13 protein-coding genes are annotated in these 12,583 nt (G+C 53.9%); 9 read left to right on the top strand and 4 right to left on the bottom strand.

Annotated elements, in window-relative coordinates:
- Positions 1-2 precede the first annotated feature (2 nt).
- The 4 genes from ogt to uspE all read left to right on the top strand — a co-directional run bounded on the left by ogt (position 3) and on the right by uspE (position 2,835).
- Positions 3-518: a methylated-DNA--[protein]-cysteine S-methyltransferase gene (gene ogt / locus PUZ33_RS12625; protein ID WP_013096864.1), complete on the top strand. Its 516-nt coding sequence runs from the start codon at positions 3-5 to the stop codon at positions 516-518.
- A gap of 183 nt (positions 519-701) precedes the next feature.
- A complete protein-coding gene (gene fnr, locus PUZ33_RS12620) occupies positions 702-1,454 on the top strand; it encodes a fumarate/nitrate reduction transcriptional regulator Fnr (RefSeq protein WP_006174991.1) in 753 nt (250 codons plus the stop codon).
- A 192-nt stretch (positions 1,455-1,646) separates the two neighbouring features.
- Positions 1,647-1,775, top strand: coding sequence for a hypothetical protein (locus tag PUZ33_RS12615; RefSeq protein WP_255309974.1), 129 nt, complete (start codon positions 1,647-1,649; stop codon positions 1,773-1,775).
- Between the two features lie 109 nt (positions 1,776-1,884).
- Entirely contained in the window at positions 1,885-2,835 is a 951-nt protein-coding gene (gene uspE, locus PUZ33_RS12610) for a universal stress protein UspE (RefSeq protein WP_013096866.1), read from the top strand.
- A 40-nt stretch (positions 2,836-2,875) separates the two neighbouring features.
- Here the strand turns inward: uspE and PUZ33_RS12605 are convergent, their stop codons facing one another.
- The 3 genes from PUZ33_RS12605 to pntA all read right to left on the bottom strand — a co-directional run bounded on the left by PUZ33_RS12605 (position 2,876) and on the right by pntA (position 7,020).
- Positions 2,876-3,985 carry a mechanosensitive ion channel family protein gene (locus PUZ33_RS12605; protein WP_058680629.1) on the bottom strand — a complete coding sequence of 370 codons (1,110 nt, stop codon included), beginning with the start codon at positions 3,983-3,985 and terminating at the stop codon, positions 2,876-2,878.
- Between the two features lie 106 nt (positions 3,986-4,091).
- Complete coding sequence (pntB, locus tag PUZ33_RS12600) at positions 4,092-5,480, bottom strand: Re/Si-specific NAD(P)(+) transhydrogenase subunit beta (protein WP_013096868.1); 1,389 nt, start codon at positions 5,478-5,480, stop codon at positions 4,092-4,094.
- A 10-nt stretch (positions 5,481-5,490) separates the two neighbouring features.
- Entirely contained in the window at positions 5,491-7,020 is a 1,530-nt protein-coding gene (gene pntA, locus PUZ33_RS12595) for a Re/Si-specific NAD(P)(+) transhydrogenase subunit alpha (RefSeq protein ID WP_058680630.1), read from the bottom strand.
- Between the two features lie 534 nt (positions 7,021-7,554).
- Between pntA and ydgH the strand changes: the two genes are divergently transcribed.
- From ydgH to folM, 3 genes are all read left to right on the top strand, one after another.
- Complete coding sequence (ydgH, locus tag PUZ33_RS12590) at positions 7,555-8,499, top strand: DUF1471 family protein YdgH (RefSeq protein WP_013096870.1); 945 nt, start codon at positions 7,555-7,557, stop codon at positions 8,497-8,499.
- Between the two features lie 185 nt (positions 8,500-8,684).
- Positions 8,685-10,067 (top strand): amino acid permease, encoded by a 1,383-nt coding sequence (locus tag PUZ33_RS12585; protein WP_058680631.1) that lies wholly within the window; start codon positions 8,685-8,687, stop codon positions 10,065-10,067.
- 39 nt (positions 10,068-10,106) lie between these two features.
- The gene (folM, locus tag PUZ33_RS12580; protein WP_013096872.1) at positions 10,107-10,829 is read left to right on the top strand and encodes a dihydromonapterin reductase; all 723 of its coding nucleotides are present in this window, start codon (positions 10,107-10,109) and stop codon (positions 10,827-10,829) included.
- Here folM and PUZ33_RS12575 read toward each other — a convergent pair.
- Positions 10,826-11,161 (bottom strand): GlpM family protein, encoded by a 336-nt coding sequence (locus PUZ33_RS12575; RefSeq protein ID WP_058680632.1) that lies wholly within the window; start codon positions 11,159-11,161, stop codon positions 10,826-10,828. The two genes, folM and PUZ33_RS12575, sit on opposite strands and share 4 nt — an antisense overlap.
- 128 nt (positions 11,162-11,289) lie before the next feature.
- Here PUZ33_RS12575 and rstA point away from each other — a divergent pair, with 128 nt between their 5' ends.
- Together rstA and PUZ33_RS12565 are read left to right on the top strand one after the other, a co-directional pair.
- On the top strand, positions 11,290-12,006 hold the full coding sequence (rstA, locus tag PUZ33_RS12570) for a two-component system response regulator RstA (RefSeq protein ID WP_013096874.1): 717 nt from the start codon (positions 11,290-11,292) through the stop codon (positions 12,004-12,006).
- A 247-nt stretch (positions 12,007-12,253) separates the two neighbouring features.
- Positions 12,254-12,514 (top strand): hypothetical protein, encoded by a 261-nt coding sequence (locus PUZ33_RS12565; protein WP_048971255.1) that lies wholly within the window; start codon positions 12,254-12,256, stop codon positions 12,512-12,514.
- Positions 12,515-12,583: the final 69 nt, after the last annotated feature.

Below are 12,583 nucleotides of genomic sequence, written 5' to 3'. Positions count from 1 at the left end.
GGATGCTGAGATTACTCGAAGATAAAATTGCAACGCCGCTTGGGCCGCTGTGGGTTATCGCCGACGAGCAGTTCCATCTGCGTGCCGTGGAATGGGAAGAGCACAGCGATCGCATGGAAGAGCTGCTCAACATCCATTACCGCGCCCAGGGTTTTGAGCGTATCAGTGCCACCAATCCAGGTGGGCTGAGCGACAAGCTGGCGGCGTACTTCGAGGGCGATCTCAGCATCATCAATGACCTGCCAACCGCCACGGCCGGTACGCCATTCCAGCGTGAAGTCTGGCAGGCGCTACGCGATATTCCGTGTGGTCAGGTTATGCACTACGGCCAGCTCGCAGAACAGTTAGGCCGCGCGGGCGCGGCGCGGGCGGTGGGTGCCGCGAACGGTTCTAACCCCGTGAGTATCGTGGTGCCCTGCCATCGTGTGATCGGCCGCAACGGCACCATGACCGGCTATGCCGGCGGTGTGCAGCGCAAGGAGTGGTTACTGCGTCACGAAGGGTATCTTTTGCTGTAGTTCCCAGGCTTTTTGTGCTTAATTTTCTACCGGTTAGGCTAAAAATCCATAATCAAGCTGTGGAATTTCAAGAAGATGGCAACACGTTGCCGTCTCTTGTCCTTATTGATGGTTTGCCAGGCTTACGTACTTACCAAAAAGATGTTAAAATTGACCAATATCAATTAAGGCTTGAGCAAACCTATGATCCCAGAAAAGCGAATTATACGACGCATTCAGTCTGGCGGTTGTGCTATCCATTGCCAGGATTGCAGCATCAGCCAGCTCTGTATCCCGTTTACCCTGAATGAGCATGAGCTTGACCAGCTTGATAACATCATCGAGCGCAAAAAGCCTATTCAGAAAGGGCAGACGCTGTTTAAAGCGGGAGACGAACTGAAATCGCTCTATGCTATCCGTTCTGGCACCATCAAAAGCTATACCATCACCGAACAGGGTGATGAGCAGATCACCGGCTTCCATCTGGCAGGCGATCTGGTCGGCTTTGACGCCATCGGTACTGGCCATCACCCGAGCTTTGCGCAGGCGCTGGAAACCTCAATGGTCTGCGAAATCCCGTTTGAAACGCTGGACGATTTGTCAGGCAAAATGCCAAACCTGCGTCAGCAGATGATGCGTCTGATGAGCGGTGAGATCAAAGGCGATCAGGACATGATCCTGCTACTGTCCAAAAAGAATGCGGAAGAGCGCCTGGCTGCATTTATCTATAACCTCTCCCGCCGTTTCGCCGAACGTGGTTTCTCTCCACGTGAGTTCCGTCTCACCATGACCCGTGGCGATATTGGTAACTACCTGGGCCTGACCGTGGAAACCATCAGCCGTCTGCTGGGCCGTTTCCAGAAAAGCGGCATGCTGGCTGTTAAAGGTAAATACATCACCATCGAAAACGGTGAAGCGCTGGCTGTTCTTGCCGGCCACGCCCGCAACGTGGCATAAACCCCACGAATGATTGATGCCAGGCCGATAAATTTTTATGATTTATTGGTCTGGCAGGTAAGCACACCATTTCCCGCCCCTGCGACAGACATCCCCCGCTCCTGAAAGGTTCTCGTTGAGGTTAAATTGAGAGAAAGTTTATTTTTCGTTTCAGTTGTTATTGCCTCCGTGACCTTCCTTTTCATCTGGATCATGCTTGTCGGCCCAATGAAGGGAGAGGAAAAAACCTACGTTCAGGACTCCACCACGTTTGCCATCGTGGTGATGGTGCTGCTGTTGATCGCGTTTATCGCGGTGACAACGACGGTGCTATTCTTCTGAGATATTTTCATGAATTATTGATCTGGCAAAACCTTACCTCTGTTTCATTCAGGATATATAGGTTACTCTTTTAATTACAGACTGTGGTGACAGTAGTAAGGAGACCTGTATGGCAAAGTATCAAAACATGCTGGTAGCTATCGATCCTAATCAGGACGATCAGCCGGCATTACGACGTGCTGTGTATTTACATCAACGGATTGGTGGCAAAATCAAAGCGTTTTTGCCGATCTATGACTTCTCGTATGAGATGACCACCCTTCTGTCGCCTGACGAGCGTACCGCTATGCGTCAGGGAGTGATCAGCCAACGTACCGCGTGGATCCGCGAACAGGCGAAGTACTACCTTGAAGCGGGTGTGCCTATCGATATTAAAGTGGTCTGGCATAACCGCCCCTTTGAAGCGATTATCCAGGAGGTGGTCGCCGGTGGGCACGATCTGCTGCTGAAAATGGCGCACCAGCACGACAAACTGGAATCCGTGATCTTCACGCCGACAGACTGGCACTTACTGCGTAAATGCCCGTGCCCGGTCTGGATGGTGAAAGATCAGCCGTGGCCTGAAGGCGGCAAAGCCGTCGTGGCAGTAAACCTGGCAAGCGAAGAGGATTATCACAATTCGCTGAATGAAAAGCTGGTCAAAGAGACGCTGCTGCTTGCCGAGCAGGTTAACCACACCGAAGTGCATCTGGTCGGCGCTTACCCGGTTACCCCTATCAATATTGCCATCGAACTGCCTGAATTTGACCCGAGCGTATATAACGACGCGATCCGCGGACAGCACCTGCTGGCCATGAAAGCGTTGCGCCAGAAGTTCAGCATTGATGAGAACATGACGCATGTCGAGAAAGGGTTGCCTGAAGAGGTGATCCCCGATTTAGCCGAACATCTGCAGGCAGGGATTGTGGTGCTGGGCACCATCGGACGGACCGGTATTTCTGCCGCGTTCCTGGGCAATACCGCGGAACAGGTGATTGACCATCTGCGCTGCGACCTGCTGGTCATTAAGCCGGATGAGTACCAGACACCGGTTGAACTGGATGACCCGGAAGACGATTAACGTCAGTCTACTCGCCCGCCTCCCCGGCGGGCTTTTCTTATCAGCTCTCGATTGCTGTCTGTGTCTCTTCAGTTGATCGATCCTGCATCCACGGTGCGTGCAACACCATGCTGGGCAGCGCCAGCTTAATCTCCTTGGCGTTCAGCCCTTCGAGAATACGGATATTGATCTCCTGCTGGATATCCATGTATTTGTTGTAATCCGCCGTATTGACAATATGAACCACTTCAAACGTCAGGCGGTCACGGTCAAACCCAAGGAAATGGGCGCGATCGAACTTTGTCTCACCCACATCGGTGATGATCTGCCTGACCATATCCCCCACATAGCGCAGCTTTTCAGGCGGCGTGTCGCTGGCGACGCCAAACGTGAAGACGATGCGACGGGTCTGCATACGTTTATAGTTGTGGAGCGTCTGCTGAAGCAAAATGGCGTTACCGCAAACGATCTGCTCCCCGCTCAGGCTACGAATACGGGTCGTTTTTAAGCCTATGTGTTCCACCGTTCCCGCCACGTCGTTGAACACCACGAAATCACCAATTTCAAACGGTTTATCAAAGCCGATAGAAAGCGAAGCGAAGACGTCGCTCAGAATGGTTTGTACGGCGAGGGCGATAGCAATCCCCCCTACCCCCAGGCTTGCCACCAGCGCGGTGATGTTGACGCCCGCGTTAGCGAGAATTGACAGCAGCATCACAGACCAGACGATAGCGCGAAGGATAAGGCCGGTGATCACCAGGGTAACCGGATTTTTATGGCTGCCGGGGGCCAGCATAACGTGTCGCAGCCACGACACCACGCCCTGATCCAGCCAGAGCGCCACCTGTATCGCGAAGACCAGGAACCAGGCGTGGCTTACGGTGCTAAAGAGCCGGTCGGGTAAATCAACAAAACGCAAGCTGATGAGCAGCGCCACGACAAAAAGCAGGAAGCGACTGGTGCGGTTAAGCATATCGGTCAGGATAAAACGCATCCTGTTTGTGGTTGGGTGCTTATCTCCCCAGGTTGTGATCCCTCTCTTAACGAATGCGATCAGGCGCGTCAGAAGCCAGTAGACCAGCAGCGTCACAACGATAACCGTGGCGACGTTTACCCAGAATGTCGGCGTCATCATCAGCTCCAGGATGTCGAAGCGGGACAAAAATTGCATTTCACCTCCTCGTAGTACACAAAGGATAAAGTATAGACAGAGGAGAAACGCTGACCGCAGAAATAAGAAAACCGCCCCGAAGAGCGGTTTTTGAGGAGAACGCGAATTACAGTGCTTTCAGGATCGCATCCACACTGGCTTTGGCATCGCCAAACAGCATGTGGGTGTTCTCTTTGAAGAACAGCGGGTTCTGAACGCCAGCGTAGCCGGTGTTCATGGAACGTTTGAAGACAATCACGTTCTGCGCCTTCCACACTTCCAGAACCGGCATCCCGGCGATTGGGCTGCGTGGATCGTCCTGCGCCGCCGGGTTAACGGTGTCGTTGGCGCCAATGACCAGCACGGTGTCGGTGTCGGCGAAATCATCGTTGATCTCGTCCATCTCCAGCACGATGTCGTAAGGCACTTTCGCTTCTGCCAGCAGCACGTTCATGTGGCCTGGCAGACGCCCCGCTACCGGGTGGATGCCAAAGCGCACCTTGATGCCGCGCGCGCGCAACTTCTCGGTGATTTCAGCAACCGGATACTGCGCCTGCGCCACCGCCATGCCATAGCCTGGGGTGATAATGACCGAGTGCGAGTTTTTCAGCATCTCTGCCGTATCTTCTGCGCTGATCTCACGGTGCTCGCCCACTTCTTCGTCAGAACCGGTCGAGGAGCCGTCAGAGCCAAAACCACCGGCGATAACGCTGATGAATGAGCGGTTCATCGCCTTACACATGATGTAGGACAGGATCGCACCGGAAGAGCCCACCAGCGCACCGGTGACAATCAACAGGTCGTTGCTCAGCATAAAGCCAGCCGCTGCCGCCGCCCAACCGGAGTAGGAGTTCAGCATCGACACCACAACCGGCATATCTGCCCCACCGATGGAGGCCACCAGGTGCCAGCCGAACGCCAGCGCAATGATGGTCATCACCAGTAACGCCAGCACCTGCAGACCTACGCTTTCGGTACGCACAAAGACCACCAGCAGCACAAAGGAGACCACCAGCGCCGCCAGATTCAGCTTATGACGATTTGGCAGCATCAGCGGTTTGGAGGAGATCTTACCGCGCAGCTTACCGAACGCCACAATCGAGCCGGTGAAGGTTACTGCACCGATGAAGATGCCCAGGAACACTTCGGTCAGATGAATGTTGACCAGAATCGGCTCCATGCCCGGTTCGTGGTACAGATAGCTGTTGAAGCCCACCAGCACCGCTGCCAGACCGACGAAGCTGTGCAGGATCGCCACCAGCTCCGGCATTTCGGTCATTTCAACGCGTTTTGCCAGACGAATACCGATCGCCCCGCCGATGATCATCGCCACCAGGATCCAGGCAACGTTGCCGGTATCGGGTCCGAAAATAGTGGCAATCAGCGCAATCGCCATCCCGGCGATACCAAAGTTATTACCCTGCTGAGACGTTTCGTGTTTGGAAAGTCCCGCCAGACTGAAAATAAACAGGATTGCAGCAACAATGTATGCGGCTGTTACTAATCCTCCAGACATATGCTACCCCTTAGCCTTTACGAAACATTTTCAGCATGCGCTGAGTCACGGTGAAACCACCGAAAATATTGATACTGGCGATCAGCACCGCGATAAAGCTCAGGAAGCTAATCCAGCCGCCGTGACCAATCTGCAGTAACGCCCCGACCACGATGATCCCGGAGATGGCGTTAGTGACCGACATCAATGGCGTGTGTAGTGCATGGGAGACATTCCAGACCACGTAGTAACCCACCACGCAGGAGAGCGCGAAGACGGTAAAGTGGCCGAGGAACTCTTTTGGCGCGACATCGGCCAGCCAGCCAAACAGAATAATCGCCAGCGCCATGAGCGCGTATTTACGCCACGGAGACGCCGGTTTAGCAGGCTCTGTGGGTTCTGGCGCCGCTTTCGGTGCAGCCTGAGGCTGGGCGGAAACCTGAATTGGTGGCGCAGGCCAGGTGATTTCGCCTTCACGCACCACGGTCACGCCGCGCACAACCACATCGTCAAAATCAACGATGATGTTGCCATCTTTCTCTTTGCAGAGCAGTTTCAGCAGGTTAACGAGGTTAGTACCGTACAGCTGGGACGACTGCGTGGGCAGACGGCCCGGCAGATCCGTATAACCAATCACCTTCACCCCGTTGGCGGTCGTGGATACCTGGTTCGGCACGGTATATTCACAGTTACCGCCGTTTTGCGCGGCCAGGTCGACAATCACGCTGCCCGGCTTCATGGCGTCCACCATCTCACGGGTGATCAGCTTCGGTGCCGGTTTACCCGGGATCAGCGCGGTGGTGACAATAATGTCCACCTCTTTTGCCTGCGCGGCAAAGAGTTCCATTTCCGCTTTGATAAAGGCTTCGGACATGACCTTCGCATAACCATCACCGCTGCCCGCTTCTTCCTTGAAGTCCAGCTCAAGGAACTCGGCGCCCATACTCTGTACCTGCTCCTTCACTTCCGGGCGGGTGTCAAACGCGCGGACGATAGCGCCCAGGCTGTTTGCCGCACCGATAGCCGCCAGGCCTGCCACACCGGCACCAATCACCATCACTTTTGCCGGCGGCACTTTGCCTGCCGCCGTGATCTGACCGGTAAAGAAACGGCCGAATTCGTGGGCGGCTTCGACGATTGCACGGTAACCGGCGATGTTCGCCATTGAACTCAGGGCATCCAGAGACTGCGCGCGCGAAATACGCGGTACGGAGTCCATCGCCATTACCGTCACGCCACGTGCCGCCAGCTTCTCCATCAGCTCTGGGTTTTGGGCAGGCCAGATAAAACTCACCAGCGTGGTGCCCGGGTTCAGCAGCTCAATCTCGCTCTCTTGCGGCGCATTCACCTTCAGAATAACGGGTGATTGCCAGACTTCAGCACCGTCCACCACGTCCGCACCAGCCTGAATAAAGGCCTCGTCATCGAAACTCGCCAGTTTGCCCGCGCCGCTTTCAATGGCGACGGTAAAACCCAGTTTAAGCAGTTGCTCCACCGTTTTTGGTGTCGCCGCTACGCGGGTTTCATTGGCAAACCGTTCTTTTGGTACCCCAATACGCATAGTTTTCCCTTCCATCGGTTTTTGATGATGGTTTATCGATAAATGCCCGCAGTTGCATCAAATTTCGCCATCCTTAGAGCGGCGGCAAATGAGTAACCCCGGAAAATAAAACAGTAACAAACTTTCTATAACCTACTGAAAATAGCGCCTGCGATCTACCGCCTGAAAACACTATTTCTTACATTATCTGTGAAAAATAAGCGATCGGCCTCGCTGACAGAGATATTTACCTTAAATTCATCCTCAGAACCGATAAATCGCGCAAGCGAAGCGGTAAAAACATGATATAGCGCCATATGAGATCAACTTATTAACATTAAATTAACTTGTAAAAGTCATATGCTTTATCACTTTTGCTTGTCAAACGCCTCTTTTTTCAACATATCACTAAATGTTATCGAATCAGATCCTTCGGTGAGCACAGGCTGTGAAAAATGGCGCAGACAGCAACAGGTTTTAAATGCCATAATCGGGACCGTCTCAAATTAACAACAATACCAGTACATGGTTTGCGCAAGGCGAAGGATTATTTTTATGAAGCTTAAGAACACACTCCTGGCGTCCGCACTTCTTTCCGCGACCGCCCTGTCTGCGAATGCCGCGACAGAGTTAACGCCGGAGCAAGCGGCAGCGTTAAAACCTTTTGACCATACGGTCATTGTGGGTCGTTACAACTCTATTGGCGATGCCGTTACCGCCGCATCAAAAGCCGCTGATAAAAACGGCGCAGCGTCGTTTTACGTGCTTGACCAGTCCGATCAAGGCAATAGCGGCAACCAGCGCGTGACCATTGCGCTGTACAAAGAGAATGCGCCAAAAGCTGACGCGCCGAAAAACCGCGTGATCAACGGCGTCGTTGAACTGCCTAAAGATCAGGCGATTGAGCTGGAACCGTATGACACCGTTACCGTTCAGGGCTTCTACCGCAGCCAGCCAGAAGTGAACGATGCCATCACCAAAGCCGCGAAACAGAAAGGGGCTTACTCGTTCTACATCGTGCGTCAGGTAGATGCTAACCAGGGTGGCAACCAGCGTATTACCGCGTTCATCTATAAAGAAGATGCGAAAAAACGCGTTCTGCAAAGCCCGGATGCCATCCCTGCTGATTCAGAAGCCGGTCGCGCAGCGTTAGCGAAAGGCGGCGAAGAAGCGAAGAAAGTCGAAATTCCAGGCGTAGCAACCTCCGCAGCGCCAAGCGCTGAAGTGGGCCGTTTCTTTGAGACGCAATCCACGAAAGGTGGCCGTTACTCCGTTACCCTGCCAGACGGTACCAAAGTTGAAGAGCTGAACAACGCCACGGCTGCGCAGATGGTGCCGTTCGACAGCATCAAGTTTACCGGCAACTATGGCAACGGTACGGAAGTCTCTTATCAGGTCGCGAAGCGTGCGGCGAAGAAAGGGGCGAAGTACTACCACATCACCCGCCAGTGGCAGGAACGTGGTAACAACATGACCATCAGCGCCGATCTGTACAAGTAACAAAACCCTTCATTAAAGGCGGCTCAGTGCCGCCTTTTTTTGTTACTTTTTTTGAATTTCTGCTACACATCATTGCATGCGTTCGTGACACTCCGTAAAATCCCGCGCCTTAGTGTGATCCACCATTTTTATGCGCCTGTGCGAAATAATTATTCTGGATTTGGACCTTTCATAACAGGAAGCCAATGGAAAAGAAACTTGGCCTGAGTGCTTTAACTGCACTCGTTTTAAGCTCAATGCTGGGTGCGGGGGTATTCAGTTTACCGCAGAATATGGCGGCCGTCGCAAGCCCTGCCGCGCTACTGATCGGCTGGGGGATTACCGGCGTTGGCATTTTGCTGCTGGCCTTCGCCATGCTGCTGCTGACCCGTATTCGTCCCGATCTCGATGGCGGTATTTTCACCTACGCGCGGGCCGGTTTTGGGGAACTGATTGGCTTCTGTTCCGCGTGGGGTTACTGGCTATGTGCGGTGATCGCTAACGTCTCCTATCTGGTTATTGTCTTCTCGGCGCTCAGTTTCTTTACCGATACGCCCGAGCTGCGTCTCTTTGGTGACGGCAACACCTGGCAGTCGATTGTCGGGGCGTCGGTGCTGCTGTGGGTCGTACACTGGCTCATTTTGCGCGGCGTCCAGACAGCGGCAAGCATTAACCTGGTGGCGACGCTGGCCAAACTGGTTCCGCTCGGGCTGTTTATCGTAATGGCGTTTATGGCATTCCGTCTGGATGTATTTAAACTCGATTTCACTGGCCTTGCGCTGGGCGTCCCCGTCTGGGAGCAGGTGAAAAACACCATGCTGATCACCCTGTGGGTTTTCATTGGTGTTGAAGGTGCGGTGGTGGTCTCTGCCCGCGCGCGCAATAAGCGCGACGTCGGACGCGCCACGCTGCTGGCGGTGCTGGCGGCCCTCGGTGTCTATCTGCTGGTGACGCTGCTGTCGCTGGGTGTGGTGGCTCGTCCTGAACTGGCCGAAATGCGTAACCCATCCATGGCCGGTCTGATGGTGAAAATGCTCGGTAGCTGGGGCGATGTGGTGATTGCCGCGGGGCTGATTATCTCCGTCTGTGGGGCTTACCTGAGCTGGACCATCATGGCGGCGGAAGTGCCTTTCCTGGCTGCCACGCACAAAGCGTTTCCGCGTCTGTTTGCCCGTCAGAATAAAAACAGTGCGCCGTCAGCGTCGCTCTGGCTGACGAATATCAGCGTTCAGGTCTGCCTGGTGCTGATCTGGCTCACAGGTTCGGACTATAACACCCTGCTGACCATCGCCTCGGAGATGATTCTGGTACCCTATTTCTTAGTGGGTGCGTATCTGTTAAAAATCGCCACCCGCCCGGCGCACTATGCGGTAGGGATCGGCGCCTGTATTTACGGTTTGTGGTTGTTGTATGCTTCCGGGCCTATGCACCTGCTGCTGTCGGTGGTGTTGTATGCGCCGGGCCTGCTGGTGTTTATCTATGCCCGCCGTACTCATCAGCTGGAGAACGCGCTTAAACGCCGCGAAATGGCCCTCATCGGGCTGTTACTGGTTGCTGCCGTACCGGCAACCTGGATGTTAATGGGATAACCCTGCGTTTCCCATTGTTGAACTGAAAAGGAGAATACGATGGGAACTGCGCAGCATCGCCCAATACTGATCACCGGTGGAGGCCGTCGTATCGGCCTCGCCCTCGCCCATCACTTTCTCAACCTTCGCCACCCGGTCATTGTCAGTTACCGCACGGAATACCCCTCGATAGACGGGCTACGAAAAGCGGGGGCAACCTGTATTCAGGCTGATTTCTCCACCGACGACGGCATTCTTGCCTTTGCGGATAAGGTCAAATCAACGACCCACGGTCTGCGGGCGATTATCCATAACGCCAGCGCATGGCTTGCAGAAAAACCCGGTACGTCGCTCAGCGAAACGCTCGCCTGTATGCTGCAGATCCACGTCAATGCCCCCTATCTGCTTAACCATGCCCTACAGGATCTGCTGCGCGGCCACGGCCATGCCGCGGGTGACATTATTCATTTCACCGATTATGTGGTGGAGCGCGGGAGCGACAAACACATCGCTTATGCGGCGAGTAAAGCCGCACTGGATAACATGACGCGTTCATTTGCCCGCAAGCTGGCACCAGAGGTCAAGGTGAACGCCATCGCCCCGGCGATGATTTTATTCAACGAGGGCGATGATGCCGAGTATCGTCAGCAGGCGCTGAATAAATCCCTGATGAAAATCGCCCCTGGCGAGAAAGAGGTGATCGACCTTATCGATTATCTGCTCACCAGCTGTTACGTCACCGGCAGAACCTTTGCTGTGGACGGCGGGCGACCGCTGCGCTAGTGATAGCGGCTCCAGAAGAAAATCAGCACCCAGGCGCTGAGCCCCCAGCAGACCACCGCCCCGCCCAGCGCCAGGGGAAGCCGCAGAAAGCCCGTGAAATACCACAAGGACAACAGGTAGAGAAAGTAAGGGATGATTGACCACATGCCAAACACAATGGTGGTGCGCAACGCCTCAGTGCCGCGTTCCGTGGCGACAATGTAGTGTGCAATGAGCGCAAACGTCGGGAAGAGCGGAATCAGCCCGGCAATGTAGTAATTTTTTGTTTTTGCCAGCACGCCAATCAATAACACCACCAGCGCGCCCAGCGCGGCTTTTATCGCCAGCCCCATGCTTTTTCCTATAACAATCAAGTAACAATAAGAGCCAGAATAACGGAACTGACGTTAATTTTGAAAGATTAATGGAAGGTTAAGGTTACGCGGTGTATGTTGGCATTTTTCGCGATAACAGACGTTGTATGAATAAGATTGTTTATGTAGAAGATGAGCCCGAAGTGGGGCAATTGATCGCCGCTTATCTGGGTAAACATGATATGGACGTTATTGTTGAGCCACGTGGCGATCGCGCCGAAGAGGTCGTGGTGCGTGAAAACCCGGATCTGGTGCTGCTGGATATCATGTTGCCCGGCAAAGACGGGATGACGCTGTGCCGCGACCTGCGCGCTCAGTGGGATGGCCCTATCGTGCTGCTGACCTCACTGGACAGCGACATGAACCATATTCTGTCGCTGGAGATGGGGGCCAATGACTACATTCTTAAAACCACGCCGCCTGCCGTTCTGCTCGCCCGTCTGCGCCTGCATTTGCGCCAGCATGCCAGCAGTGAACGCGAGGTGCCGGCGCAGTCCCTGATGCCGCATAAAGCGATGCGGTTTGGCACGTTATCCATCGATCCGGTTAACCGCCAGGTCCTGCTCTCCGGTGAGCTTATCGCGCTCTCTACCGCCGATTTTGACCTGCTCTGGGAGCTGGCCACCCATGCAGGGCAGATTATGGACCGTGACGCGTTGCTGAAAAACCTGCGCGGCGTAAGTTACGATGGAATGGATCGCAGTGTTGACGTGGCTATTTCGCGACTGCGTAAGAAACTGCAGGACAACGCCACCGAGCCGTACCGCATCAAAACCGTGCGTAACAAGGGTTATCTGTTCGCCCCGCACGCCTGGGAAACCTGATCGCGTTGGCAAAATAGCATAACCTGCGCGAAATGAAGGCATTACACGACAATGCCCTGACTTTCGCGCGTTAATTTGCCCGTTGGCGCAACAATTAACTTGCTAAGCCAGCGAACTAATCCATAATTACTTTTCCTGCATTCCTTCTTGAGCTCGCACCGGGCCCGCCACATAAACGTTTTTATCGCGACGCTTTCGCTACCTCTCTCCCATAAAATCTTGAAATGAGGATTTAAGCCTATGACATATGTATAGCTACCATGACGTAGAAGCCATCAAAACCAATCTTGAATGGATTGTTAATCAGGCAACGCTTAACCAAGCCTCCCCCGCGCGTGCCGACCAAAAAGCCCTCTTTGATCTTCTGGAACTGATTCAGTCTTACGAAATATTGTTGGATTTAATTAACGAATTCGGAAGCGCCGTGATTGATGCGGAGATCGCGGAAGGCCTGAGCGTGACAGAAAAACTCATTGCCAAAATCAAAAGAAGTACTCACGCCATGTAACAAACCTCGGCACGGCTCAGATAATACGTTTGTCGTGCATGATGGTGGTGAAAACACCGGAAGGTTTTT

The organism is Enterobacter cloacae complex sp. 2022EL-00981 (assembly GCF_028737495.1).
In the GTDB taxonomy this organism is placed as follows: domain Bacteria; phylum Pseudomonadota; class Gammaproteobacteria; order Enterobacterales; family Enterobacteriaceae; genus Enterobacter; species Enterobacter cloacae.
This window is presented reverse-complemented; position numbering and strand designations above follow the sequence as displayed.

Excerpts from the sequence above, each read along its gene's own strand:
- ogt (WP_013096864.1), top strand. The coding sequence starts at position 3 with ATGCTGAGATTACTCGAAGATAAAATTGCAACGCCGCTTGGGCCGCTG.
- fnr (WP_006174991.1), top strand. The coding sequence starts at position 702 with ATGATCCCAGAAAAGCGAATTATACGACGCATTCAGTCTGGCGGTTGT.
- PUZ33_RS12615 (WP_255309974.1), top strand. The coding sequence starts at position 1,647 with ATGCTTGTCGGCCCAATGAAGGGAGAGGAAAAAACCTACGTTCAGGAC.
- uspE (WP_013096866.1), top strand. The coding sequence starts at position 1,885 with ATGGCAAAGTATCAAAACATGCTGGTAGCTATCGATCCTAATCAGGAC.
- PUZ33_RS12605 (WP_058680629.1), bottom strand. The coding sequence starts at position 3,985 with ATGCAATTTTTGTCCCGCTTCGACATCCTGGAGCTGATGATGACGCCG.
- pntB (WP_013096868.1), bottom strand. The coding sequence starts at position 5,480 with ATGTCTGGAGGATTAGTAACAGCCGCATACATTGTTGCTGCAATCCTG.
- pntA (WP_058680630.1), bottom strand. The coding sequence starts at position 7,020 with ATGCGTATTGGGGTACCAAAAGAACGGTTTGCCAATGAAACCCGCGTA.
- ydgH (WP_013096870.1), top strand. The coding sequence starts at position 7,555 with ATGAAGCTTAAGAACACACTCCTGGCGTCCGCACTTCTTTCCGCGACC.
- PUZ33_RS12585 (WP_058680631.1), top strand. The coding sequence starts at position 8,685 with ATGGAAAAGAAACTTGGCCTGAGTGCTTTAACTGCACTCGTTTTAAGC.
- folM (WP_013096872.1), top strand. The coding sequence starts at position 10,107 with ATGGGAACTGCGCAGCATCGCCCAATACTGATCACCGGTGGAGGCCGT.
- PUZ33_RS12575 (WP_058680632.1), bottom strand. The coding sequence starts at position 11,161 with ATGGGGCTGGCGATAAAAGCCGCGCTGGGCGCGCTGGTGGTGTTATTG.
- rstA (WP_013096874.1), top strand. The coding sequence starts at position 11,290 with ATGAATAAGATTGTTTATGTAGAAGATGAGCCCGAAGTGGGGCAATTG.
- PUZ33_RS12565 (WP_048971255.1), top strand. The coding sequence starts at position 12,254 with ATGTATAGCTACCATGACGTAGAAGCCATCAAAACCAATCTTGAATGG.